This is a genomic window from Streptomyces sp. NPDC005266, from assembly GCF_040607655.1.
Lineage (GTDB): Bacteria > Actinomycetota > Actinomycetes > Streptomycetales > Streptomycetaceae > Streptomyces.
The window spans coordinates 165964-189425 of record NZ_JBEXHC010000007.1 but is presented as its reverse complement, the minus strand read 5'-3'; the positions used below and the strand labels follow the sequence as shown (position 1 = coordinate 189425).

The window sequence follows — 23462 nt, the reverse complement described above, 5'->3', positions numbered from 1 at the left end:
CCTCGCACCGGCAGTCGCGCCAGCGTTCGCTGGCGCGATTGTGTGTGAGCGGTGAAGGCGAGTTACTGATGGGTACCCAAACGGGCGGCTGCCGCCTACCCTCAGCCGCATGACGGAGACGCACGACAGCACCAGCGCACGTGGCGGCACGGCGGCGGCCCCCGCCGACGGCAACCCGGTCGCCCCCGAATCCCCCCGCACCGCGGCCGATGTCGTCACCCCCGAGCTGGTGGCCCGGCTCGCCCGGGACGTCGTGGGCAGTGGCACCACCGTCAGCCACACCCCGTTCACCGGGGAGGTGCTCACCGCCGCCCTGCCCGAGTCGACGCCCGAGGACGTGGCCACGGCCTTCGCGCAGGCCCGCGAGGCCCAGCGCGCCTGGGCGGCGACCCCGGTCCGCAGCCGCGCCGCCGTCCTGCTCCGCTTCCACGATCTGGTGGCGCGCCGCCAGTCGGAGGTTCTGGACCTGATCCAGCTGGAGACCGGCAAGACCCGGCTGCACGCCCATGAGGAGATACAGGGCGTCCTCGTCGCCGCCCGCCATTACGGCCGTAAGGCGCATGCCTATCTGCGCCCCAAGTCCCGCCTCGGCGTCGTACCGACCCTCACCAAGGTCACCGAACTGCGCCAGCCGCGCGGGGTGATCGGCCAGATCGTGCCGTGGAACTACCCCCTGGAACTCTCCGTTTCCGATGCCATCCCCGCCTTTGTCGCGGGCAACGCGGTCGTCATGAAGCCCGACACCGAGACCGCGCTGACCGCCCTGTGGGCGCGCGAGCTGATGCTGGAGGCCGGAATGCCGGCCGGGGTGTGGCAGGTCGTGCTCGGTGAGGGCCCGGTCGTCGGCCCCGCCGTCGTCGAGCACGCCGATTACGTCTCGTTCACCGGCTCCACCCGCACCGGGCGCGGTGTGGCCCAGGCCGCCGCCGCCCGCCTGGTGGGCTGCTCCCTCGAACTCGGCGGCAAGAACGCCATGCTGGTACTGAGCGACGCCGACCTCGACAAGGCGGTCGACGGCGCGGTGCGCGGCTGCTTCGCCTCCGCCGGGCAGCTGTGCATCTCCATCGAGCGGCTGTACGTCCACGAGTCGATCGCCGAAGCCTTCATCGAGCGCTTCGTCGCCCGGACGAAGGCGATGCGGCTGGGCGCGACCCTCGCCTACGGCGCCGAGATGGGCTCGCTCGTCTCGCAGACGCAACTGGACACCGTCTCCCGCCATGTGGAAGAGGCCGTCTCCAAGGGCGCCACGGTGCTCGCGGGTGGCCGCCCCCGCCCGGACATCGGCCCGTACTTCTACGAGCCGACGATCCTCGACAACGTTGAGTCGCCGATGGCCGTCTGCGCCGAGGAGACCTTCGGCCCGGTCGTCTCCCTCTACCGCTTCACCGGCGAGGACGACGCGGTGGAGCGCGCCAACGCAACCCAGTACGGCCTGAACGCCAGCGTCTGGACCAAGGACGGCCGGCGCGGCCGGGCGATCGCCGCCCGGCTGCGCGCCGGGACCGTCAACGTCAACGAGAGCTACGCCGCCGCCTACGCCAGCGTCGGCTCTCCCATGGGCGGCATGGGCGACTCCGGGCTCGGCCGCCGCCATGGCTCCGAGGGCATTCTCAAGTTCACCGAAGGGCAGACGGTCGCTCACCAGCGGCTGCTGCCGCTGGGCCCGTCGTTCGGCATGACCGACGAGAAGTACGCGGCCTTCATGACCCGCAGCCTGCGCGCCATGAAGGCACTGCGCCTGCGCTGACCAGCACATTCTGACGGAGGTACCCATGTCAGGGGACACGTGCGCCCAAAACCAGGAACAGGACCGGCAGAATCAGGCCGACGATGGCGCGGACCTCGACCAGTGCGACGAGTTCGACTATGACGTCATCGTGATCGGGTCGGGCTTCGGCGGGTCCGTATCGGCGCTACGGCTGACCGAGAAGGGCTATCGCGTCGGCGTCCTGGAGGCCGGCCGCCGCTTCACCCGCGAGACCCTGCCCAAGAACTCCTGGGACCTCCGCAACTACCTCTGGGCCCCGGCCCTCGGCCTCTTCGGCATTCAGCGCATCCATGTCCTCGGCAAGGTCATGGTGCTGGCGGGCGCCGGGGTCGGGGGCGGTTCGCTCAACTACGCCAACACGCTGTACGTGCCGCCCGAGCCGTTCTTCCGGGATCCGCAGTGGGGCCGCATCACCGACTGGCAGGAGGAGTTGCGGCCGTACTACGACCAGGCGCGGCGGATGCTCGGGGCGCGCCTCAACCCGACGCTCACCCCCTCCGATGTGCACCTCAAGGCCGCTGCCGAGAAGATGGGGGTGGGGGACACCTTCCATATGGCGCCCGTGGGGGTCTTCTTCGGAGACGGTGACGATGCGGATGCCGATGGGAAGGCCGCGGCCAAGCCGGGGCAGACCGTCCCCGACCCCTACTTCGGCGGCGCGGGCCCGTCCCGCACGGCGTGCACCGAATGCGGCGAGTGCATGACCGGCTGCCGCCACGGCGCCAAGAACACCCTCAACGAGAACTATCTCCACCTCGCCGAGAAGGCCGGTGCCGTCGTCCACCCCATGACGACCGTCGTCGCCCTGAGCGACGATCCGCGCGGCGGCTATCAGGTCACCACCGTCCCGACCGACAACCGGCGCAAGGGCGAGCCGGCGTCCCTGCGGGCCCGGTACGTCGTCCTCGCCGCCGGGACGTACGGCACCCAGACGCTGCTGCACACCATGCGGGACAACGCCCTGCTGCCGCGCCTCTCGGACCGGCTCGGCATGCTCACCCGTACCAACTCCGAGGCGCTGGTGGGCGCGCAGACCACCGACCGCCGCTACCGCCGCGCGACGGCCGGGGGAGCGGAGCGGGCCGACTTCACCCGGGGCGTCGCGATCACCTCGTCCATCCACCCCGACGCGAACACCCACATCGAGCCCGTCCGCTACGGCAAGGGCTCCAACGCGATGGGCATGCTCTCCATCCTCCAGGTCCCCCACGGCGAGCGCGTGCCGCGCTGGCTGCGCTTCCTCGGCAACAGCCTCCGGCACCCCACCTTGACCCTGCGCTCCCTGTCCAACCGCCGCTGGTCCGAGCGCACCATCATCGGCCTCGTCATGCAGACCCACGACAACTCGCTGACCACCTACCGCAAGCCGAAGGGCCTGGGGAAGGGGCTCCTCACCGCCCGCCAGGGCCACGGCGAACCCAACCCCGACCACATCCCCGAAGGCGCCGAGGCCGCCCGTCATATCGCCGACTCCGTCAACGGCTTCCCCGGATCAAACGTCGGCGAGCTGATGGGCACCCCGCTGACCGCCCACTTCCTCGGCGGCTGCCCGATCGGAGCCTCCCCCGAGGACGGCGTCATCGACCCGTACCACCGGCTGTACGGCCACCCGGGCATCCATGTGGTCGACGGAGCGGCCGTCTCGGCCAACCTGGGCGTCAACCCGTCCCTGACGATCACGGCCCAGGCGGAACGCGCCATGTCGCTGTGGCCCAACAAGGGCGAGGCCGACCCCCGCCCCGCCCAGGGCGCGGCGTACGAACGCCTCCAGCCCATCGAGCCGACCGCCCCGGCGGTCCCGGCGGACGCCTTCGGGGCGCTGAAGCTGCCCCTGCTCCCGGTGCCGGTGGTACCCCCGGCCGCCCCCGAGAGCTGACGTCCGCCACCGCCCGCCACCAAGAACCCCGAGGGCTGACGTCCGCCACCGGCCGCCACCAAGAACCCCGAGAGCTGACGTCCGCCACCGCCCGACGCCAAGAAGGGGCCGCTCCCGTGCCGGGAGCGGCCCCTTCGACGCGGCTGCCTACGCCTGCGCGTCGGCCGTCAGGCCGTTACGCGGCGGCGCCGCCGGTGCGACGACGACGGACGATGTACACCGCGCCCCCGCCCGCGACCATGGCCACGCCGCCGATCACGGCGATGGTCGGCAGCGCGGAGGAGGAACCCGTCTCGGCGAGGCTGCCCTTCGGGCTGATCTCCGTGTTGCCCTCCGGCTTGTGCGGCAGCGGCTTCTTGCCACCCTGCGGCTTCGGCTCGGCCGGCGGGACCTTGCCCGGCTCGGAGCCCGCCTTCAGCACGTCGAACTCGTAGTACTCACCGGTCGAGAAGACGCAGTTGCCCTCGTCGTCCGCGTACACGCCGATGCTGAGGGCGTAACCGAAGCCATCGGGCGCGCTGCTGGCGACACTCAGGCGGAGGTCGACGGTGAGCGTCTCGTGCGGACGGACATCGGTGTAGCCGATGTAGCCCGCGCCCGGGTCGTTCTCGTCGGTGGAAATGTTCTTCCACGCGCCGGACTCGGGGTCCTTGTACTGCAGGGTCAGGTACTTGCCCGTGCCGTCGGGCGCGTTCTCGTGCGCGGTGCCGGCGAACACGCCGAAGTCGACCCGCTGGTAGGTGCGGTCCGAGTCATTCTTGACCTGGTACTCGAAGCCGTGGAAACCACTTCCGGCCACGACCTTCGACGGCAGGCCGACGAGGGTGGTGGAGAGATCGGCGTCCTCGTTGTAGTCACCGTTGTCGGTGCACTCGCCCGGCTCGCCGGTGGGCTCGTCGGTCGGGGCCGGGGTGGTGGGCTTGTCGGTCGGCTCGTCCGTGGGCTCGTCCGTCGGCTCGTCCGTGGGCTCATCGGTCGGCTCGGCCGTCTCGGTGGCCTCGTCCGTGGGCTCGTCGGTCGGCTCATCGGTCGGCTCGGCCGTCTCGGTGGCCTCGTCCGTCGGCTCCGAGGTCGGAGGGGTGCTCTCGGTCTCGGTAACGGACGGCGTCGGAGCGGGCGTCTCGTCACTCGCGAAGGCAGCGGGCGCCGCGAGGATCGCGGCAGGGGCTATGGCGGCCGTGGCTGCGGCGACCGCCAGTGCGCGGCGAAGCTTCATGAAGACCTCTTTTGGTCCGTACACGCCGCTGTGGAGCGTCGTGCGTGTGGAAGGCCGTCGCGGTGGGGGCGCGGGATGGCCGTGCGTTTGCACGTACATGACCAACCCAGTGGCCGAAAGGTTGCCTTCACGTTTGCTCACAGAATGGTCACAGGATCCACTGCGCCACATCGGCGCCCCGGGGACCGGTCGAAGGAGACCGGCCGAAGACGAGCGAAGGGCCCCGGGGGCGCCCGAGCGGGGCGGGCGCCTCCGGGGCCCTAGGCGGTCAGCACCGGCGTCAGGGCAGCGCCGGTGCTGAGAGGCGGCGCCGGGGGGTTGCGCCGCTGGCTCGGGACCCAGCTACATGGGGGTTGATCAGGGGATATCAGGGGCGTACGCCCGCGTGGTCGAACCAATGGCGGGAAGGGGAGGCGGGGCGTTTTCCCTGTCTGCATCGTGGTGGATGCGGAGCATCGGGCGCAACCGTTTCGACCGGATACGGTCGGCCCCAGGCGTCCCCGGGACCGACCGTCCTTGAGGTGGTGACCGGGCTGCTGTCCCCTGCCGACCGGTCACCTCGCCGAGGCGAGGTCCCACGACGCGCACCGCCTGAATCACCGCAGGGGTCGCGTCTCATCGCCTCGGCGGATCTGAGCCACGCGTGCATTTTCCGGGCCGCTCCTGGCTGGTGCGGCACCGGGCTCAACGAGGACGCTCAGGGGCCGGTCACGTGGCGTACGGGTGACGACACCGGGCATATCCGGCGACCCGGCGGCGTACCGTCGTGCCGCAACAACTCAGGCCCGGCCCCGGCACAGCTCCAGCAGCGTCATGGCGAGGGTCGTGCCGGGCTTGCCGAGCCCCTGCCGGTAGCGGTCGAGGATCTCCATCTCGCGGGAGAGGTGCACCCGCCGCCCCCCGGCGGCGATACGCGCCTCCTGGATGGAGGCCGAGACGGCCATCCGCTCCCGTACGAGATCCAGGATCCGTCCGTCCAGGTCGTCGATCTGCTCCCGCGCGCCGCTGATCACATCGGCGCTGCGGACGTCGGTGCTGCTCATCTCTGTCTGTCTCCTGGTCTGTCGGTTTGTGGTGACGGAGCCCCGAAACCCGGCGGGAGCCCGGAGGAGAAAGACAGAGCGCCCCGGGCCTTGACCGGCCCGGGGCGCCTGGGGAGTCGCTGTCGGTTACGCAGCGCGACCATGGCAGCCGGACGGGCCGGTGCCATAGGTAAAGACGAAAGTCATGCGCGTGGACATGGCGTCGATTATGAGCCCGTTAGAATCGAAAGTCCAACCCTCCAGTTCCACCGCAAACCACCGCCGGAAGGCCGCCGAAGTGCCATCAGCGTCCCCTGCTGCCGCCCCCGACACCGTGCTGGTCGTCGACTTCGGCGCGCAGTACGCCCAGCTCATCGCCCGTAGGGTCCGTGAGGCCCGGGTCTACAGCGAGATCGTTCCGTCCACCATGCCGGTGGCGGAGATGCTCGCCAAGAAGCCGAAGGCGATCATCCTCTCCGGTGGTCCGTCGTCGGTCTACGCGGAGGGCGCGCCCACCCTCGACCGCTCGCTGTTCGAGGCCGGGATCCCGGTCTTCGGCATGTGCTACGGCTTCCAGCTGATGGCCACCACGCTCGGCGGCAGTGTCGACAACACCGGCGCGCGTGAGTACGGCCGTACGGCGCTGACCGTCACCAAGCCGGGCTCGACGCTCTTCGCGGGCACCCCCGACGAGCAGCAGGTGTGGATGTCCCACGGAGACGCCTGCTCGGCGGCGCCCGAGGGCTTCACCGTCACCGCGTCCACCGACGTCGTGCCGGTCGCGGCTTTCGAGTGCGACGAGCGCAAGCTGTACGGCGTGCAGCACCACCCCGAGGTGATGCACTCCACCTACGGCCAGCAGGTGCTGGAGCACTTCCTCTACCGGGGCGCCGGCCTTGAGCCGACCTGGACCACCACCAATGTGGTGGACGAGACCGTGGCCGCGATCCGTGAGCAGATCGGCACCAAGCGTGCGATCTGCGGGCTGTCCGGCGGCGTGGACTCCGCCGTCGCCGCCGCCCTCGTCCAGAAGGCCATCGGTTCCCAGCTGACCTGCGTGTACGTCGACCACGGCCTGATGCGCAAGGGCGAGTCGGAGCAGGTGGAGAAGGACTTCGTGGCGGCCACCGGCGTTCAGCTGAAGGTGGTCGAGGCCGAGGAGCGGTTCCTGGCCGCGCTGGCCGGGGTCTCCGACCCCGAGGAGAAGCGGAAGATCATCGGCCGGGAGTTCATCCGGGTCTTCGAGCAGGCTCAGGCCGAGCTGGTGGCCGAGGCGGGCGCGGCCGGCGAGGACGTGGAGTTCCTGGTCCAGGGCACCCTGTACCCGGACGTCGTCGAGTCCGGCGGCGGCACCGGCACCGCCAACATCAAGTCCCACCACAATGTGGGCGGGCTGCCGGACGACATCGAGTTCAAGCTCGTCGAGCCGCTGCGCCGGCTGTTCAAGGACGAGGTCCGCATGGTCGGCCAGGAGCTCGGCCTGCCGGACGAGATCGTCCACCGCCAGCCCTTCCCGGGTCCGGGTCTGGGCATCCGCATCGTCGGCGAGGTCACCAAGGAGCGCCTGGACCTGCTGCGCGAGGCCGACGCCATCGCCCGCGAGGAGCTCACCGCCGCCGGTCTCGACCGTGACATCTGGCAGTGCCCGGTGGTCCTGCTCGCGGACGTCCGCTCGGTCGGCGTCCAGGGCGACGGCCGCACCTACGGCCACCCGATCGTGCTGCGCCCGGTCTCCTCGGAGGACGCGATGACGGCGGACTGGTCGCGACTGCCGTACGACGTGCTGTCGCGGATCTCGACCCGCATCACCAACGAGGTGGACGAGGTGAACCGGGTGGTCCTGGACGTCACCAGCAAGCCGCCCGGCACCATCGAGTGGGAGTGACCGCACCCCGCTCCTGATCGTCAACGCCGACGCCGTCGCTCATTCGTCCGGGCGGCGGCGTCGTCGTTTCCGCTGGGTACTCTGACCGCAGAGGCGAGACTCCGTCGCATGGGAGCAACCATGAGCGCCGCACACGAGTACGGGCTGGATGAGCGGTACGAGTGGGCCCGCCCGCCGCAGGGTGGCTGGACGGCGGACGACCTCGACCGGCTTCCGAATCTTCCTCCGCACACGGAGCTGATCGACGGGAGCCTCGTCCTCGTGAGCCCGCAGACCAGGTTTCACACGCGCACGATGCGGCTCCTGGACAACGCCCTGCTTGAGCAGGCACCGGACCATCTGGACGTGGACCGTGAGATGGCGGTCAAGCTGGACGACAAGAACCGTCTGGAACCCGATGTCGTGGTCTTCCGGGAAGGCGCGGACGCCGGGCCTCACGACACCTGGTACAGGGCGGAAGACATCGTCCTGGCTGTCGAAGTCGTGTCGCCGGACTCCAAGGAGCGCGACCGCGAGGTCAAGCCGCGCAAATACGCGCAGGCGGGTGTCCCGCACTTCTGGCGTGTGGAGGAGGATGGCGCACTCCCCGTCGTCTACGTCTACGAACTCGACTCCGCCACGAAGGCCTACCACCCCACCGGCATCTACCACGACAAGCTGACCCTCACTCTCCCGTTCCCGATCCAGATCGACCTCACCGCGATCAATCGCCGTCGGCCCTGACGATCGTCAACGCTGACGCCGTCGCTCATGCGTTTGGGTGGCGGCGTCGTCGTTTCCGCTGGGTACGCTGACCGTACGGCCAAGAATCCCGTCCATGGGAGGAACCATGACCGCTGAGCCGCTGCCCACCACGTCCGCCGCGTCGTGGCCGGTGCCGCCGCCGGACGGCTACACCGTGGACGACTTGTTCCGTCTGCCTGATCTCCCGCCGCATACCGAGCTGATCGACGGGAGTCTGGTTTTCGTGAGTCCGCAGCGGAGTTTTCACTGCCTGGTGATGTGGCTGCTGGAATCCGGTCTGCGCAGAACAGTCCCCGGTGACCTGCGGGTCCGGAGGGAGATGAACGTGGTCATCAACGAGCGGCAGGCGCCGGAACCGGATCTTTTCGTCATCCGGGCCGAGGCGGCGACCAGTACCGAGGAGTCGCGTTACGAGGCGAAGGACGTCGAGCTCGCGGTGGAGGTGGTGTCCCCGGACTCGGCAGTGCGCGACCGCAAGCGCAAGCCGCAGCTGTACGCCGAGGCGGGCATCCGGCACTTCTGGCGGGTGGAGCGAGCCGAGGACGGACGACCGGTTGTTCACGTCTTCGAGCTGGACGAGACCACCGACGCCTATGGACTCACCGGCATTCACCACGATCACCTCAAGCTCTCCGTCCCCTTCACCATCGACATCGACCTCACCGAGGTCGACGACCTGTAGCGGACGACCGGCCTGGGCTCTGGCCTCCCGCGATACCCAGAGGTAGCTTCCGGTCCCAGCACCCTGAGGCACCCCCGAGGCACCCCCGAGGACTGGAGCGCGCCGATGACGAGCCCGATGCCGATGCCCCGGCAGACGCCCGAGCCGATACCGACCGACCAGCTGGCCATCACCATGCCGCCGCATCACACCTCCCATGACGCGGAGCGGCGCTATCGCAAGGAGCGGCTGGCCGCGGCTCTGCGGCTTTTCGGTCGGTACGGCTACGAGGAGGGGGTCGCGGGGCACATCACCGCGCGGGACCCGGAGTTCACGGACTGCTTCTGGGTGAACCCCTTCGGGATGCCGTTCGGCCACATCACCGTCAGCGATCTGATCATGGTCAATGAGGCGGGTCAGGTGGTCGAGGGCCGCTACCACGTCAACCAGGCGGCCTTTGTCGTTCACTCTTCCGTGCATCGGGCCCGTCCGGATGTCGTGGCGGTCGCGCACAGCCGCTCGGTCCACGGCCGCACCTTCTCCACGCTCGGTGAGCCGCTGGAGCCGATCACCCAGGAGGTCTGCGCCTTCTTCGGGGATCACGCGCTCCACGACGGCGCCACGGGCGTCGTCGTGGACGAGGAGGAGGGGCGCCGGATCGCCGCCGCGCTCGGCGGGCACAAGGCCCTCATCCTGCGCAATCGCGGTCTGCTGACGGTCGGGGACTCGGTCGACGCGGCCGCGTGGTGGTTCCTCATGTTGGAGCGGGCGTGCCAGACGCAGCTGGCCGCGAAGGCGGCGGGCAAGCCGGTCCTCATCGATGGGGAGAGCGCCACGCGGACCCATGAGCAGCTAGGAAACGATCTTGTGGCCTGGATCAACTATCAACCTCTGTACCTGCAGATCACCCGCGATGCGCCGGACCTGCTGAGCTGAGACCCTCCGCCGTACGGCACAATCCCCTCTCAACACATGTCAGTTGGCGCGGTGCCGGGCGGATCGAACGGCGGTGCCGCACCGGAACGAGCGAACGACGGAGCGACCCTCGTGGCGGTGGAGACGGCGCAAGACGCCACGACGACGGAAGGGCACCCGCACGGTCCCGGCCATACGGGCTGTGCATGCCCCCAGGGCGCCCGTGAGGGCCATCGAAGGGCCGTGGCCGCGTTCGTGGCCATGCGCGAGCGTTTCGCGGCGGGAGAGGGCCTTCCAGCGGCTCTGGCCCACTCCGCGGGGGCGTCCCGGCAGTGGGTCTCGGACGAACTGGCGCACGCGGCCAGTACGGTCGTCGACAGCGGCCGGGCCGAGACCTCGGCATGGCGCGACAGGGTGTGGCGACGCACGCTGTTCGTGGTGTGGGGCGCCGTCGGGGTTCTGCTGATCGGGCAGTTGGCGACGGCGATCGGCGCGGGCTGGTCGGTCGCGCGGACGGCCGGGCTCGCCGCCGCCGCCGTCACCGCCGGGCTGCTGACCCTCGCCGCCCGGCTCCACCACGACAACGGCGGCCCGCTCGCCCCGCTCGTCGGCGAGGACAACCGCCTCTCCACCTCCCGCACCGTCGCCGCCGCCTGGCTGCTGCTGGCGGTCTTCTCGGTGCTCGTCCTGGGCGTCGAACTGGCCGCGGCCCCTGATGACCGCACGCGGCTGGCCGACGGGCTCGCCCTCGGCCGCGCCGCCGGGCTGCTCACCGTCGCCGCGCTCACCTGTGTGGCCGCCGTGCTGGCCCGGCTCGTCGTGGCGGCCCGGGTGCGGGCCCAGCGGCTGCAGAAGGTCCGGGCCGTGCGGCCGCGCGCCGCCGACCTCCTCACCGATGACGCGGGCCGCGGCAGCTTCGCCGACACGCAGTACGTCATCGTCCACACGGTGGCCCTCGCCTTCGCCGCGGTGCGGCTGGGGCGCGAGCCGTGGCGGCTGCCCGATGTTCCGTGGGGCCTGGCCCTGTTGGCCATCGTCTCGGTGATCATGTATCTGACGGGCAAGTACGCGGAAGGCGGCCGCCCCACCGTGCTGTCCGTTGTACGGGTCCGCCCCGAGGAGGGCGGCTTCGACCGCGACGCCCCGATCCGCACCGGCGACGACATCGAGATCCGCGGCAGCGGCTTCGTGCCCCCGGGCGCGCAGGACCCCGACCGGCTCGCCAAGATGGTCGTCCGCATCGGCGCGGTGCACGTCCATGTCCCCTTGGTCCCGGTCGCCGGGGGCTTCAGCAACCCGACGGACACGGCGCTGACGGTGCCCGTGCCGGTGGATGTGGAACCGGGCCGGGTCGAGGTGCAGGTGGTGACGGCGTCGGGCGCCGAGACCAACCGATACCCGATCGACGTCCTCGACTGAGCGTCCTCGGTGAACGTCCTCGACTGAGCGTCCTCGGTGAACGTCCTCGGCTGAGCGTCCTCGGTGAACGTCCTCGGCTGAGCGTCCTCGGTGAACGTCCTCGCCTGAACGCCTGAGTCATTCCCGTCCTGCCGTTCGTATGGTTTGTTGAGTGGGCAATGGGAGAGGCGGGCGTCATGAGGCATGCGGATCGAATGGCCGGGGCGGGTACCACGGGCAGCGGCGGCAGTGTGAACGGCGTGGGCGGCCTCGGCGGCCAGCCCACCGGGGTACGGGCCACGGCCTCCCACTACGCGCTGCTTCCGCTGCGCCTGTTCCTCGGCGTCACCTTCATCTACGCGGGCATCGACAAGCTCACCGACTCGGCCTTCCTCGCCGACTCGGGCGTGGGCTCGATCGGTGAGCTGATGCGCCAGGTGCGGGACGGCTCGGCTGTCCCGTGGCTGATCGACCAGGCCCTCAAGGACCCCACCGCTTTCGGCTACGCCATGGCCTACGGCGAACTCGCCGTCGGCCTCGGCACGCTCGTCGGCCTGCTCTCCCGGGCGGCCGCCTTCGGCGGCGCGTTGATCTCGCTGAGCCTGTGGCTGACGATCAGCTGGCAGTCGGATCCGTACTACTACGGCAACGACCTGGCCTATCTGGCGGCCTGGATCCCCCTGGTGCTGGCGGGCGCGCCGTATCTGTCCCTGGACGTGGCCTTCTCCAAGCGGCGCCGCAGGCAGGGCTCGCAGCTCTTCGGATAGCCCTGCCGCAGGGTCGGCGGTGCCCTACGGCAGCCGCAGGCAGGGCTCGCAGCTCTTCGGATAGCCCTGCCGCAGGGTCGGCGGTGCCCTACGGCAGCCGCAGGCCGTCCCGCACCTTGTCGAAGATCGGCCGGTACTCGTCCCACTGCTCGGCCGGTGCGCTCAGGTAGATCGCGTACTCCTTGCCGCCCTCCTCGCCGAACGCGAGGTCGATCGCCCGGAACCACCGTGCCTGGCCCTTGAACTTGAACTCCCACACCGCTGCCGGCTGTCCCCGGAACTTCGTCCCCTGCAGACGCGTCCGCTCGTACACCGGGTAGAGCTTCTTCACATCCGCCTCGACGTCCGTCAAGTGCCTGACCTGATCGGCCTGCGCGAAGTCCAGGACGTTGATGGTCAGCCGGGCCATCTGCGTGGGGTCGAGGTAGCGGACCTCCTGGGTGCGGTCGACCGTGCCCCCGGGGTCGGAGTCGGCCTGCCGGCTCCAGCTGTCCGGGATGGGGAAGGAGATGCCGAAGTCCTTCTCCTCGACCATGTGGTATCCGGCGGGGACCGGCGGCGGGGTGTACGGGGGCGTGGCGGACGGCTTCGGCGCGGACTGCGACGGCTTCGCCGCCGACTGCCGCCCCATGTCGCCCTTGTGGCCGTCGTTGTCGAGGCCGTAGAGGTAGACGCCGGTCGTTACGGCCACGACGGCCAGCGCGGCCCCGGCGGCCGTCCACTGGGGCTTGCGGCCCCGTTTCGCCGTGGGCGTGGGCGCTGTGTCCGGGTTCGGCACGGAGGCGGGCTCAGGCTCGGCCTCGTGCACCACCGGAGTCGCGGGCACATGTGTCGCGGAAGCGGACGCGGCGGTGGGCATGGGCGGGATCGCGGGCGCCGGCTGCGGATGCTGCCGCGTCAGGCTCAGCGTCTCCGTGAAGCGCGGCATCGACTGCGCCCTCGTCTCGGCCTCCGACGCCGGTACCCGCAACGCGCGTTCCGTCTCCTCGGCCGTCGGCCGCAGCTCCGGCTCCTTGGCGAGCAGGCTCTCGATCAGCGGGGCCAGCGCGCCCGCCCGCCTGGGCGGGTCGAGGGGGTCGACGGCGATGGCGTAACCGGTCTCGATCGCCGTCGCCTTACGGAACGGCGCCCGCCCCTCCAGCGCCTGATAGAGCGTCGCCCCCAGCGCCCACAGATCGGACGCGGGGCCGGGTCTGCGGCCCCTGACCCGCTCGGGCGCGATGTAGTCGATGGAGCCGACGACCTCGCCGGTCTTGGTCAGTGTCGAGGTGCCGGTGGCCATCGCGATGCCGAAGTCGGTGAGCACGACCCGGCCTTCGTGGCCGAGCAGCACATTGCCGGGCTTGACGTCGCGGTGCAGTACCCCGGCCGCGTGGGCCGCGCGCAGGGCGGCGATCATGCCGCGGCCGATGCGGGCGGCCTCCTCGGGGGAGATCGTCCCGCCCCCCTTGAGGAGGTCGGCGAGCGTCGTCGAGGGCACGTACTCCATGACGATGCACGGCAACCCCTGGTCGTCCACGACGTCATGGACCACGACCACGTTGGGGTGGGTGATCCGGGCCGCGCTGCGTGCCTCGCGGCGGGTGCGCTCGTGCAGCGTCGTCAGCTCGTCGTCGCTGAGGTGCGGCGAGACATGCAGTTGCTTGACCGCGACCTGGCGGCCCAGCAGTTCGTCCTCGGCACGCCATACGACGCCCATGCCGCCGCGGCCGATCTGCTCGACCAGCCGGTAGCGCCCGGCTATCAGCCGCTTCACGTCTGACACCGCGTTCCCCTCCCGCTCCCCCGGCCCGGCAGCCTTTCGCCGCTGCGTACGTCGCCGCGTGCCGCATACGTATCGACCCGCCACGATAGCCGCCGGGGCCTCGGGGACGATCTCAGGGAATCCCCAGGGTTGTGCCGGATGCCGCCGGGCCCCGCCGTCTTGTCACCATGGACGCATGACCGATGCACCCACGGTGGCGGACGAGGCCGAAGGCGCCGCCGGTTCCCGCCCACCACAGCCGCCGTTGCGGCGAAGTCGTGACCATAAGGTGATCTCGGGGGTGTGCGGGGGTCTCGGCCGCTATTGCGATGTGGATCCGGTGATCTTCCGGGTGGTGCTGTCGGTCCTCGCCGTCACGGGCGGTCTCGGCCTGATCGTGTACGGGTTCTTCTGGCTGCTGGTCCCGCTCCACGGCGAGGAGGAGAACGAGGGGCGCAGGCTGCTCTCCGGGCGTGTCGAGGGGCCGGCGCTGACGGCGGTGCTCGTGGCCCTGGTCGGCTGCGGGCTGTTCCTGTCGATGCTCAACAACGGCAGCGTGATGTTCTTCGCGGAAATGCTGTCCACCGCGGCGGCCGGCGCGGGCTACTGGTCGCACCACCGCCGTCAGGTGGAGAGCGTCGGCGCCGTGGACCCGGCCACCGCCCAGGCGGTCGCGGACGCGCCGCCCGAGGCCAAGGCCCCGCCCACGCGCGGCGGTCCGGGCCCCTCCTGGTGGCGGGACCCGATCGTCAAGGACGGCACGACCGGGCCCGTCGGCGCGGAAACCGGCTATCTGTGGGGGCCCGACGACGGGCCGTACGACCCGTCCGACGACGCGGCGCGGGCCGGGCGGTCCTGCCGGGTGCGGGACCGTGGATCGTTCGGCGGCTGGACGTTCGTGGTGGCCGTCGCCGCCGCCGCGATCGGGGCCCGGGCGGCGTGGTCCTCCCACCCCCTCGGCACCAGCCTGGAGGTCGGGCTGGCGTGCGCGTTGGGCGTCTTCGGGCTGGCCATGGTGATCAGCTCCCGCTACGGCCGCACCGGCCCCGGCACCGTGGTGCTCGCCGTTCTGACGTGTGTGCTGCTGGCGGGCGCGGCGGCGCTGCCGGAGTCCGTCACCACGGAGTGGGCGCGGCGCACCTGGGAGCCGACCTCGGCGGGGGAGGTGCGTGGGTTCTACGAGCTGGGCACGGGCGTCGGCCGGCTGAAGCTGGACCGGCTGCCGCTGAAGCCGGACCAGACCGTCTCCACCCGGGTCAGCGTGGGCGCGGGCAAGCTGGCGGTCACAGTGCCGCCAGACGCTCGGGTGAAGCTGACCATCGACCTCGGGCTCGGGGACATCCGGCTGCCGGGCGAGGGGAAGGACGACATCGACCTCAAGCCGGGCCAGGAGCGGAAGCTGACCCTGGACCCGGCGGGCGGTCGCACGGCCCGCGGGACGGTGTCGCTGAATCTGGACATCGGAGTGGGACAGGTGGAGGTGGTGCGGTCATGAGGCGGCATGCGTTCGAGCCGGGCAGGCTACTGGCCGGGCTGGTGGTGCTGGGCGCGGCGCTCGCGTACGGGATGGACGCGTCCGGCCAGTGGGACGTCCGTCCGCTGGTGCTGCTCGCCGTGGTGCTGGGCGGCTTGTGCGTGTCGGGGCTCGTCTCGGCCCTTACCTACCGGGCCCGTCGCCGTGCCCGTCGCGCCACGGACCCCGAGCCGACCTGACCCCGCCCGAGCCCAGCGGTCGGGAAACCAACCTGACCCTGCCTGGGCCCGCCTGCACCCGCCTGGGCCGCCTGACCCTGCCTGGGCCTGCCTGGCCCCCCGGCCTGCCTGCGCCCGCCTGGGCCCAGCGGTCGGGGAACCATCAGGGGCGACCCTGATGCCCCGGCCCCGCGCGCCGTGTGACCATCGGTTCCATGACCGCCGCCGTGCCCCCCGCCGACCGCCCCGAGCCACTCCCGCGCAAGCTCTACCGCAGCGCCGAGGGCCGTCTGCTGGGCGGCGTGGCGCGGGGTCTCGCGGGCCACCTCGGGGTTCCGGTCTCCTGGGTGCGGATCGTGTTCATCGGCCTGTTCATGGCCGAGGGGTTCGGGGCCCTCGTCTACGCCCTCTTCTGGTTCATCGTCCCTCTCGGCGTCGGGGGCGTGGAGACGACGACCGCCCGCCCTCTCACCGCCGTCGGCCCCGACGGCCGGCGCCGGATCCTGGCCCGCAGACCCGACAAGGGCCAGGTGTTCGCGCTCCTGGCCCTTCTCATCGCGATGACCATCTTCGTCCAGGGCTTCCAGCTAGGGCGGGCCAACACCTACATCTGGCCGCTGCTCCTCATCGGCGCGGGCGTCGCCCTCTTCTGGCGGCAGGCGGACAACGTCCGCCGCGCCCAGTGGGTCGAGCTCAGCCGCAGCAAGCGGGTCCTGCCGCTGGCCCGCGCCGCGGCGGGAGTGGTCCTGGTGGGGGCCGGTGTCTCCGGCATCGTCGTCCTCCAGGGCTCGGCCAAGCACCTGGGAGCGGTCCTGCAGGCGGCCCTCGCCGTCCTGGTCGGTATCGCGCTGCTCGTCGGCCCGTATGTGGTGCGGATGACCCAGGACCTCTCCGAGGAACGGCTGATGCGCATCCGCGCGCAGGAGCGGGCGGAGGTGGCCGCCCACGTCCATGACTCCGTGCTGCACACCCTCACCCTGATCCAGCGCAGCGCCGAGGACCCCCGCGAGGTGGCCCGGCTCGCCCGCGCGCAGGAACGGGAGCTGCGCGCCTGGCTCTACAAGCCGGAGGGCACCGGCAAGGACGAGGCCGACGAGCCGGACACCCTTGCCGAGGCCGTGAAGAAGACCGCGGCGGAGGTCGAGGACTACCACGGCGTCCCGATCGAGGTCGTGGTCGTCGGCGACTGCCCACTGGACGAAGGACTGAGCGCCCAGATCCAGGCGGCGCGCGAGGCCATGGTCAACGCCGCCAAGTACGGTGGCGAGGGCGGGGCCGTGCAGGTCTTCGCCGAGGTCGAGGGGGCCACGGTGTTCATCTCCGTGCGCGACCGGGGCCCCGGCTTCGACGTGGACGCGGTGCCGGAGGATCGGATGGGCGTCCGCGAGTCCATCATCGGCAGAATGCAGCGGAACGGCGGCACGGCCCGGCTCAGATCGGCGCCGGACGGGGGCACGGAAGTGGAGCTGGAGATGGAGAGGGCGGCGAGGACATGACGGGTTCCGGTGCGGGTGCGAGGAGCGGTCGCGGCGCGGCCGCCGCGACCGGGGGCGCCGCTGCGTTCGGCGCGGGGGCTGGTGCGGGTGTGGTTGGTGGCGCGCCGGGCGGTACGGCTGCGTCCGGCGCGACGAGCTCGGGCGCCGACGACAACGCACAGGGGCGGCGCGTGCGGGTCGTGCTCGTGGACGACCACCGCATGTTCCGCACCGGCGTGCAGGCCGAGATCGGCGACACGGTCCGCACCGGCGTGGAGGTGGTCGGCGAGGCCGCCGACGTCGACCAGGCGGTCACCGTGATCTCCGCGACCCGCCCCGAGGTCGTGCTGCTCGATGTCCACCTCCCCGGCGGCGGAGGCGTCGAGGTGCTGCGCCGCAGCGCCTCGATGATGTCCGACGCCGACCGCCCGGTGCGCTTCCTCGCGCTGTCCGTCTCGGACGCCGCCGAGGACGTCATCGGGGTCATCCGCGGCGGCGCCCGCGGCTATGTCACCAAGACCATCACCGGCACCGACCTGGTCGACGCGATCTTCCGCGTCGCGGACGGCGACGCGGTCTTCTCGCCCCGGCTGGCCGGTTTCGTGCTCGACGCCTTCGCCTCCACCGACGCCCCGCCCGTGGACGAGGACCTGGACCGCCTCACTCAGCGCGAGCGCGAGGTGCTGCGCCTTATCGCGCGCGGCTACGCCTATAAGGAGATCGCGAAGCAGCTGTTCATCTCGGTGAAGACGGTCGAGAGCCATGTCTCGGCGGTCCTGCGCAAGCTGCAGCTCTCCAACCGTCATGAGCTCACCCGCTGGGCGACGGCCCGGCGCCTGGTCTGAGGCCGGTTCGGGAGGCGGCGGCGTTCGTCTCGGTTGCGGTGGGCTGGAGCATCGGTTGGGGGTGGGGCGGGCGCGGGTCGCGCTGCCGTCCACCGGGCGGTGGGGGCTGGCGCGCTGCCGTCCACCGGGCGGTGGGGGCCGGCGTGCTGCCGTCCGCGCCCGCCCCGGTAGGGATGGGACCCCGGCCCGCCGGACGGCGCCGCGTCCCGCGCCCGCGTCCACGGCCGATGCCTCAACACCCCCACCGGCCCGGCGACGGCGACGCAGCCCAGCCCGGGGCCCGGGGCCCCAAGGCCCCGGGGTCGGCGCCCCAACGGCTAGGCGCCGTGGGTCATCGTCCGCTTGGCCCGCTCGTACGCCGGCAGCATCGCCTCGTGCTCTTCCGTGTCGAGTCCACCCAGGTGGAGGACGAGGCCGCCCTGCGGGGTCATGACGGCCAGGGCGCGCTCGCGCTTGGTGTCGTCGAGGGCCTTGGCGGTGTACGTGACCTCCGCGGCGGGCAGGTCACCGGCCTTGATCTCGCGGTACTTCACCCCGCTCGGGGAGTCGTCCGAGTCGGCCATGAATGCCTTCAGCAGGGCCGTCGGCGTGCCGCCCTCGGCCGCCGCGCCCTTGGTGCCGGTCCAGACGCGCAGGAAGCCGATGTGGCCGGCGGGCTTGGCGTCGATCTCGCAGACGAGGGTGACGGGCCCCTGCTGGCCGAGGGCGGCGAGTTCCTTGTCCGCGGGCATGTCCACGGCCTTCGGCTTCCAGGACGTCTCCAGCTCGAACCGCACCGGCAGCTCGCACGCCGTGCCCTTGGCGCCGAGGGTGCGGGCCGGGGCTGCCTCCTTTGCGGTGGCGCCCGCCTTGACGTCCCTCTTGCCGCTCTTCTTGTCGTTCCCGCCCGTCTCCGACGAGCATCCCGTCAGCATCGCCACAGCGACCGCCGCCCCCACGACAACCCCACCCACACGCCGCATGTCGGTTTTCCCCTACTCACGTGCACGAACGTTCGAAAATTCGCCGCAGCTTAACCGATAGCCGTCATTGACGCTCCATGGCATGGCGCGAACAATGACGAGGCATGGGGATAGCTGACGACGAGTCATCCCTTACCGCTGGAGTGACGGCTTCCGCCGCGCCGCTGGCCGACGGAGATCCGCCCCGCGTAGGCCCGTTCCGGCTGGCCGGACGGCTGGGGGCCGGGGGCATGGGGCGGGTGTACCTGGGGGTGTCGCGGGGCGGGCGCCCGGTCGCCGTGAAGCTCGTACGGTCGGATCTCGCGGCGCAGCCGGAGTTCCGCCGCCGCTTCGCGGCGGAGGTGGCCGCCGCCCGCCGGGTACAGGGCGCGTACACCCCGGCCGTCGTGGACGCGGACGCGCAGGCCGAGCGGCCGTGGCTGGCCACGACCTATATCGCCGGGCCCTCGCTGGATGACACTGTGAGGAGGGCGGGACCGCTGCCGCCGCCCGTCGTACGGGCATTGGCGGCGGGTATCGCGGAGGCGCTGGGGGCCATCCATGCCGCCGGTGTGATCCACCGCGACCTCAAGCCCGGCAATGTGCTGCTGGACACCGACGGCCCCAAGGTCATCGACTTCGGCATCGCGGCGGCGGTCGACGCGACCCGCCTCACGGCCACCGGCGTCCCTCTGGGCACGGTCGGCTTTATGGCCCCCGAACAGGCTGGGGGCCACCCGCTGACCCCCGCCACCGATGTCTTCTCGCTCGGGTGTCTGCTGGCCTATGTGGCCACCGGTGTGGCGCCGTTCGGCAATGGCCCGCCGAGCGAGGTCCTGTATCGCGTCCTTCACGGCGAGCCCGACCCCACCGCCCTGGAGTGCGGTGACGCGGGGCTGACCGAGCTGATCGCGTCCTGCTTACGCAAGGAGCCCGCCGAACGCCCCACCGTGGCGCAGATCATCGAGGCATGCGGTGACCACCGCCCCCGCCGCGGCTGGCTGCCGGAACCCCTCGCCTCCCGGATCCACGGCCGCACCCCCGCCCGGCCCGGCCCCCGCACCCGCGAACGCCGCCGCGTCGGCATCCCCGCCGGGCTCGGCGTGGCCGCCGTGGCGGTCGCCGTCGCCCTGACCGCGAACAGGTGCGGCGGCGCGGACGGCGGCTCCGCGTACATCGCCGGATACCGCGACCGGACGCTCAGCCTCCCCGACTACGACCACGCCATCGACCTCCCGGGCGGCAAGGTCGTCAAGGACGACGCACGGTGGTCGCTGAGCACCAACAGTGGCGGCGACGGCAAGGGCGCCTTCGAGCTTCAGGGCACGACGGACGCGTACGTATCGGGCAAGCGGAAGGTCACCCCCGAGCGCTGCGCCGACCAGATCGCCGCGCGCCCGCCGCTGCGGGCGACCGTGCACTTCTCGCAGGCCCCCGCCGGGCAGTGGTTCTGCGTGCGCGACCGCAGTACGGGCGATGTCGCCGTCATCGACGTCCGGGACACCGACTCCGGCGACTACACGGTCACCGTCACGGTCGATTACTACCGTCACACCGCCGGTCGTTGAGCGCGCCGAGCGAGACAGGGCCCCGAAGGTGCACAGTGGATGTATGGGCCTTCGCCGGCGCCTCGAGGACCTGGGGCAGCCATGGCAACCGGGTCACGCCCTGGTGGTGATCCCACTCGGGCTGATCGCGGTCATCACCGCTGTCGACCTGCTGATCCCGCACTACATCCATCTCGGCCCCATGCTGGTGGTCGCCCCCGCCATCACGCCCTCCATCGCCGGTCCCCGGACGACGGGGCTGGTCGGGGGATTGGCGGTGATCGCCCAGACAGTTCTCGCGGCGCTGCGCGGGGGGTTCGACATCAACCACCAGGTGCAGATAGCGGCGCTGACGGTGATCTCGCTCTTCATCTGGCTCTACGCACGACAGCAGGAGCGGCGCTCCCGTGAGCTGGAGCGGGTGCGGTCGGTGTCCGAGACCACACAACGGGTCGTCCTGCGGCCGCTTCCGCACCGGATGGGTCCGTTGCGTGTCGCCTCCCTGTATCTGGCCGCCGAGGACGAGGCGCAGATCGGCGGAGACCTGTACGCGGCGACCAGGGCGGGCGAGTGCGCGCGTCTGATCATCGGGGACGTCCGGGGCAAGGGCCTGATGTCCATCAGCGACGCCTCCGTACTGCTGGGCGCCTTCCGGGAGGTCGCACACCGATGCAGCGACCTGCGTGAACTCTCCGAGAACCTGGAGAGGAGCGTCTGTCGCCACCTGGCCGAGCACCTCGACACCGAGCACATGGAGTACACCGAAGCGACCCAGGAACTCCGCGAGCACTTCATCACCGCCCTCATGGTCGACATCCCTGACGAAGGCACTCAGGTGAAGATGACCAACTGCGGCCATCCGCCACCCCTGCGGCTGCACGAGGGCAAGGTGATCACCCTGGAGTCCAGCCACCCCGCCCCTCCGCTGGGCATGTGCGAACTGCCGAGGGACGGCTCCACGGACCTCGACATGTTCGACTTCGAGGACGGCGACACGCTCCTGCTCTACACGGACGGTGCCATCGAGGCGCGTTCTCCCGACGGGACCTTCTATCCGCTCGCCGAACGGGTCCGGCAGTGGAGCAACTGCGGCCCCGAGGCGCTGCTGCACCACATCAAGCGTGATCTGCTCGCCCACGTCGGCGGACGTCTCGGGGACGACGCCGCCATGGTGGTCATCCAGCGCTCGCCCAGGCTCCAGCCCGCCCAGCAGCTGAAGAAGATCATGCCGGTCAACGGCCACCACCGGCAGCCGGGGGAGGAACCGGAAGAGTCCCTCACGGGAGGGACACCTCGGTCACGACCTTGAGCTCGAACCAGACCGTCTTGCCGATGCCGCACGGGCGGGGGTACGCGTCCCATGCGTCGGCGAGGGCTGCGATCAGCGCGAGCCCGCGCCCCGACTCGTCCTCCGGCCGCGCCTGACGTAACCGAGGCAGCACATCGCCGGCGTCCGACACCTCGACGCGCAGTTTCTCGTCACGCACCACGCAGCGTGCACGGACCTCCCGGCCTGGGGGAACGCGGGCGTGCTGACAGGCGTTCGTCATCAGCTCGCTCAGCAGCAGTACGGCTGTCTCCGCCAGTTCTTCCGGGACTTTCCACGAACGCGCCTGCTCGCGAAGGAGCGTCCTGGCGCGGCCGACGCTGCGGGGGTGGCGGGGCAGATGCCATTCGATGTCCATCGGAAGTGGGGGAGTTGGACCATTCATGGCCGGAATGCTGCTGGCCAGGCGTACGCTCACGCAGTAACGACGCAGGTACGGAGCGTGTGCGTACCGTTGGGTGCCTCAGGGAGGGAGGGCCGATGACGGTCACGGAAGGGAGTTCCCAGCCGCCGATGTCGTGGCGGTACTGCGGGAATCAGCTGAAGTTGTGGCGTACGCAGGCGGGTGTGAGCCGGGAGGAGTTGGCCAAGGAGGCCAATTACGAGTACGAGAGTATTAAGTCCATGGAGCAGGGTCGGCGCAAGCCGACGCTGCGCGTGCTTGAGGTCGCGGACCAGATGTTTGGTGCGCGGGGGTTGTTGGTCGCGGCTACGGAGTACCTGAAGCCGGAGAAGTTCCCGTCGTATTCGCTGGACTACATCCGGTATGAGGCCGAGGCCATTGTCCTCAACTGGTACGAAGCTCTGGTCATCCCGGGGCTGCTTCAGGATGCGGAGTATGCCCGAGAGCTGATCGGCGAGCACTGCCCTCCGCTGGACGACGAAACTATCGAGGCGCGAGTCGCGGCCCGACTGGAACGCCAGGCTCTGCTGGAGAAGCAGACCAGGGCGTTGACATTCCTGATCGGCGAGGCGGCCTTGCGCTTCCCCATCGGGGGCACGGATGTGCACGCGCGGCAGTTGCGCCACTTGCTGGAAGTGGGTGCGCGGCGCAATGTGACGGTCCAGGCTGTGCCATTTGGGGGCGCCCACCCGGGACTTCAGGGCCCCTTCGTACTGCTGGAGACGGCCGACCATGAACATCTCGCGTACGAGGAGGGGCAGACGACGGGCGTGCTCTACGCCGATCCGGCGAAGGTAAGCGTGGTCACACAGCGGCATGCCATGATCCTTCGGCAGGCCCTCAGCCCCGAGGAGTCGGCGCGTTTCATCAGAAACCTGGCGGAGGAGCTATGAGCGACGGGCTCGTGTGGTTCAAGTCCAGCTACAGCAACAGTGAGGGCGGCGCCTGCGTCGAGGTCGCCATGTCCTGGCGCAAGTCCAGCTACAGCAACAGCGAGGGCGGCAACTGTGTAGAGGTGGCCGCGTCCTGGCGTAAGTCCAGCTACAGCGATACCCAGGGCGGCAACTGCGTAGAGGTCGCCACCTGCCCGCACACCATCCACGTCCGGGACTCGAAGCTCAAGTCCGGACCCCATCTCACCCTCACCCCCACCGCCTGGGCCGAGTTCATAGCCTTCGCGGCCGTCGGACCCGCCTAAGGGTCACGCCCCCTGGCGCCCCGCTCGTCGGGGCGCCA

General features: G+C 70.9%; 20 protein-coding genes and 1 pseudogene. 16 read left to right on the top strand and 5 right to left on the bottom strand.

What is annotated here, in order from left to right:
• Window positions 1–109: 109 nt before the first annotated feature.
• The gene (locus ABZU99_RS16480) at window positions 110–1747 is read left to right on the top strand and encodes a succinic semialdehyde dehydrogenase (RefSeq protein ID WP_356045821.1); all 1638 of its coding nucleotides are present in this window, start codon (window positions 110–112) and stop codon (window positions 1745–1747) included.
• A gap of 25 nt (window positions 1748–1772) precedes the next feature.
• Window positions 1773–3644, top strand: a complete 1872-nt coding sequence (locus ABZU99_RS16475) for a GMC family oxidoreductase (protein WP_356045823.1) — start codon at window positions 1773–1775, stop codon at window positions 3642–3644.
• A 175-nt stretch (window positions 3645–3819) separates the two neighbouring features.
• On the opposite strand, the gene ABZU99_RS16470 is transcribed toward ABZU99_RS16475, so the two are convergent.
• Together ABZU99_RS16470 and ABZU99_RS16465 are read right to left on the bottom strand one after the other, a co-directional pair.
• Complete coding sequence (locus tag ABZU99_RS16470) at window positions 3820–4860, bottom strand: LAETG motif-containing sortase-dependent surface protein (protein ID WP_355950168.1); 1041 nt, start codon at window positions 4858–4860, stop codon at window positions 3820–3822.
• Between the two features lie 779 nt (window positions 4861–5639).
• A pseudogene (locus ABZU99_RS16465) lies at window positions 5640–5921 on the bottom strand (chorismate mutase); the annotation flags it as partial.
• Between the two features lie 259 nt (window positions 5922–6180).
• On the opposite strand from ABZU99_RS16465, the gene guaA reads away from it, so the two are divergent.
• From guaA to ABZU99_RS16435, 6 genes are all read left to right on the top strand, one after another.
• Complete coding sequence (guaA, locus tag ABZU99_RS16460) at window positions 6181–7767, top strand: glutamine-hydrolyzing GMP synthase (RefSeq protein ID WP_355950171.1); 1587 nt, start codon at window positions 6181–6183, stop codon at window positions 7765–7767.
• 120 nt (window positions 7768–7887) lie between these two features.
• On the top strand, window positions 7888–8490 hold the full coding sequence (locus ABZU99_RS16455) for a Uma2 family endonuclease (protein WP_355950173.1): 603 nt from the start codon (window positions 7888–7890) through the stop codon (window positions 8488–8490).
• A 106-nt stretch (window positions 8491–8596) separates the two neighbouring features.
• A complete protein-coding gene (locus ABZU99_RS16450; RefSeq protein ID WP_355950176.1) occupies window positions 8597–9193 on the top strand; it encodes a Uma2 family endonuclease in 597 nt (198 codons plus the stop codon).
• A gap of 123 nt (window positions 9194–9316) precedes the next feature.
• On the top strand, window positions 9317–10108 hold the full coding sequence (locus ABZU99_RS16445) for a class II aldolase/adducin family protein (RefSeq protein ID WP_356045866.1): 792 nt from the start codon (window positions 9317–9319) through the stop codon (window positions 10106–10108).
• A 111-nt stretch (window positions 10109–10219) separates the two neighbouring features.
• A complete protein-coding gene (locus ABZU99_RS16440; RefSeq protein WP_356045826.1) occupies window positions 10220–11506 on the top strand; it encodes a hypothetical protein in 1287 nt (428 codons plus the stop codon).
• A 176-nt stretch (window positions 11507–11682) separates the two neighbouring features.
• Window positions 11683–12252, top strand: coding sequence for a DoxX family protein (locus ABZU99_RS16435; protein ID WP_355950179.1), 570 nt, complete (start codon window positions 11683–11685; stop codon window positions 12250–12252).
• Between the two features lie 88 nt (window positions 12253–12340).
• On the opposite strand, the gene ABZU99_RS16430 is transcribed toward ABZU99_RS16435, so the two are convergent.
• Window positions 12341–14017: a protein kinase gene (locus tag ABZU99_RS16430; RefSeq protein ID WP_355950182.1), complete on the bottom strand. Its 1677-nt coding sequence runs from the start codon at window positions 14015–14017 to the stop codon at window positions 12341–12343.
• Between the two features lie 175 nt (window positions 14018–14192).
• Here ABZU99_RS16430 and ABZU99_RS16425 point away from each other — a divergent pair, with 175 nt between their 5' ends.
• From ABZU99_RS16425 to ABZU99_RS16410, 4 genes are all read left to right on the top strand, one after another.
• Window positions 14193–15491: a PspC domain-containing protein gene (locus ABZU99_RS16425; protein WP_355950185.1), complete on the top strand. Its 1299-nt coding sequence runs from the start codon at window positions 14193–14195 to the stop codon at window positions 15489–15491.
• Window positions 15488–15709, top strand: a complete 222-nt coding sequence (locus tag ABZU99_RS16420) for a hypothetical protein (protein WP_355950188.1) — start codon at window positions 15488–15490, stop codon at window positions 15707–15709. The genes ABZU99_RS16425 and ABZU99_RS16420 overlap by 4 nt, the downstream gene beginning before the upstream one ends.
• A 194-nt stretch (window positions 15710–15903) precedes the next feature.
• Window positions 15904–17184, top strand: a complete 1281-nt coding sequence (locus ABZU99_RS16415) for a PspC domain-containing protein (RefSeq protein WP_355950191.1) — start codon at window positions 15904–15906, stop codon at window positions 17182–17184.
• Window positions 17185–17354: 170 nt separating this feature from the next.
• Window positions 17355–18008 carry a response regulator transcription factor gene (locus ABZU99_RS16410; RefSeq protein WP_356045829.1) on the top strand — a complete coding sequence of 218 codons (654 nt, stop codon included), beginning with the start codon at window positions 17355–17357 and terminating at the stop codon, window positions 18006–18008.
• Window positions 18009–18325: 317 nt separating this feature from the next.
• On the opposite strand, the gene ABZU99_RS16405 is transcribed toward ABZU99_RS16410, so the two are convergent.
• A complete protein-coding gene (locus ABZU99_RS16405; RefSeq protein ID WP_356045831.1) occupies window positions 18326–18970 on the bottom strand; it encodes a lipoprotein in 645 nt (214 codons plus the stop codon).
• A 104-nt stretch (window positions 18971–19074) separates the two neighbouring features.
• On the opposite strand from ABZU99_RS16405, the gene ABZU99_RS16400 reads away from it, so the two are divergent.
• Both ABZU99_RS16400 and ABZU99_RS16395 read left to right on the top strand, forming a co-directional pair.
• Window positions 19075–20517 (top strand): serine/threonine-protein kinase, encoded by a 1443-nt coding sequence (locus ABZU99_RS16400; RefSeq protein ID WP_355950204.1) that lies wholly within the window; start codon window positions 19075–19077, stop codon window positions 20515–20517.
• A 43-nt stretch (window positions 20518–20560) separates the two neighbouring features.
• Window positions 20561–21805 (top strand): PP2C family protein-serine/threonine phosphatase, encoded by a 1245-nt coding sequence (locus tag ABZU99_RS16395; protein WP_356045833.1) that lies wholly within the window; start codon window positions 20561–20563, stop codon window positions 21803–21805.
• Here the strand turns inward: ABZU99_RS16395 and ABZU99_RS16390 are convergent.
• The gene (locus tag ABZU99_RS16390) at window positions 21774–22208 is read right to left on the bottom strand and encodes an ATP-binding protein (protein ID WP_356045835.1); all 435 of its coding nucleotides are present in this window, start codon (window positions 22206–22208) and stop codon (window positions 21774–21776) included. The two genes, ABZU99_RS16395 and ABZU99_RS16390, sit on opposite strands and share 32 nt — an antisense overlap.
• A gap of 95 nt (window positions 22209–22303) precedes the next feature.
• On the opposite strand from ABZU99_RS16390, the gene ABZU99_RS16385 reads away from it, so the two are divergent.
• Window positions 22304–23119 carry a helix-turn-helix transcriptional regulator gene (locus ABZU99_RS16385; RefSeq protein WP_356045837.1) on the top strand — a complete coding sequence of 272 codons (816 nt, stop codon included), beginning with the start codon at window positions 22304–22306 and terminating at the stop codon, window positions 23117–23119.
• Window positions 23116–23424: a DUF397 domain-containing protein gene (locus tag ABZU99_RS16380; protein WP_356045839.1), complete on the top strand. Its 309-nt coding sequence runs from the start codon at window positions 23116–23118 to the stop codon at window positions 23422–23424. The genes ABZU99_RS16385 and ABZU99_RS16380 overlap by 4 nt, the downstream gene beginning before the upstream one ends.
• Window positions 23425–23462 lie beyond the last annotated feature (38 nt).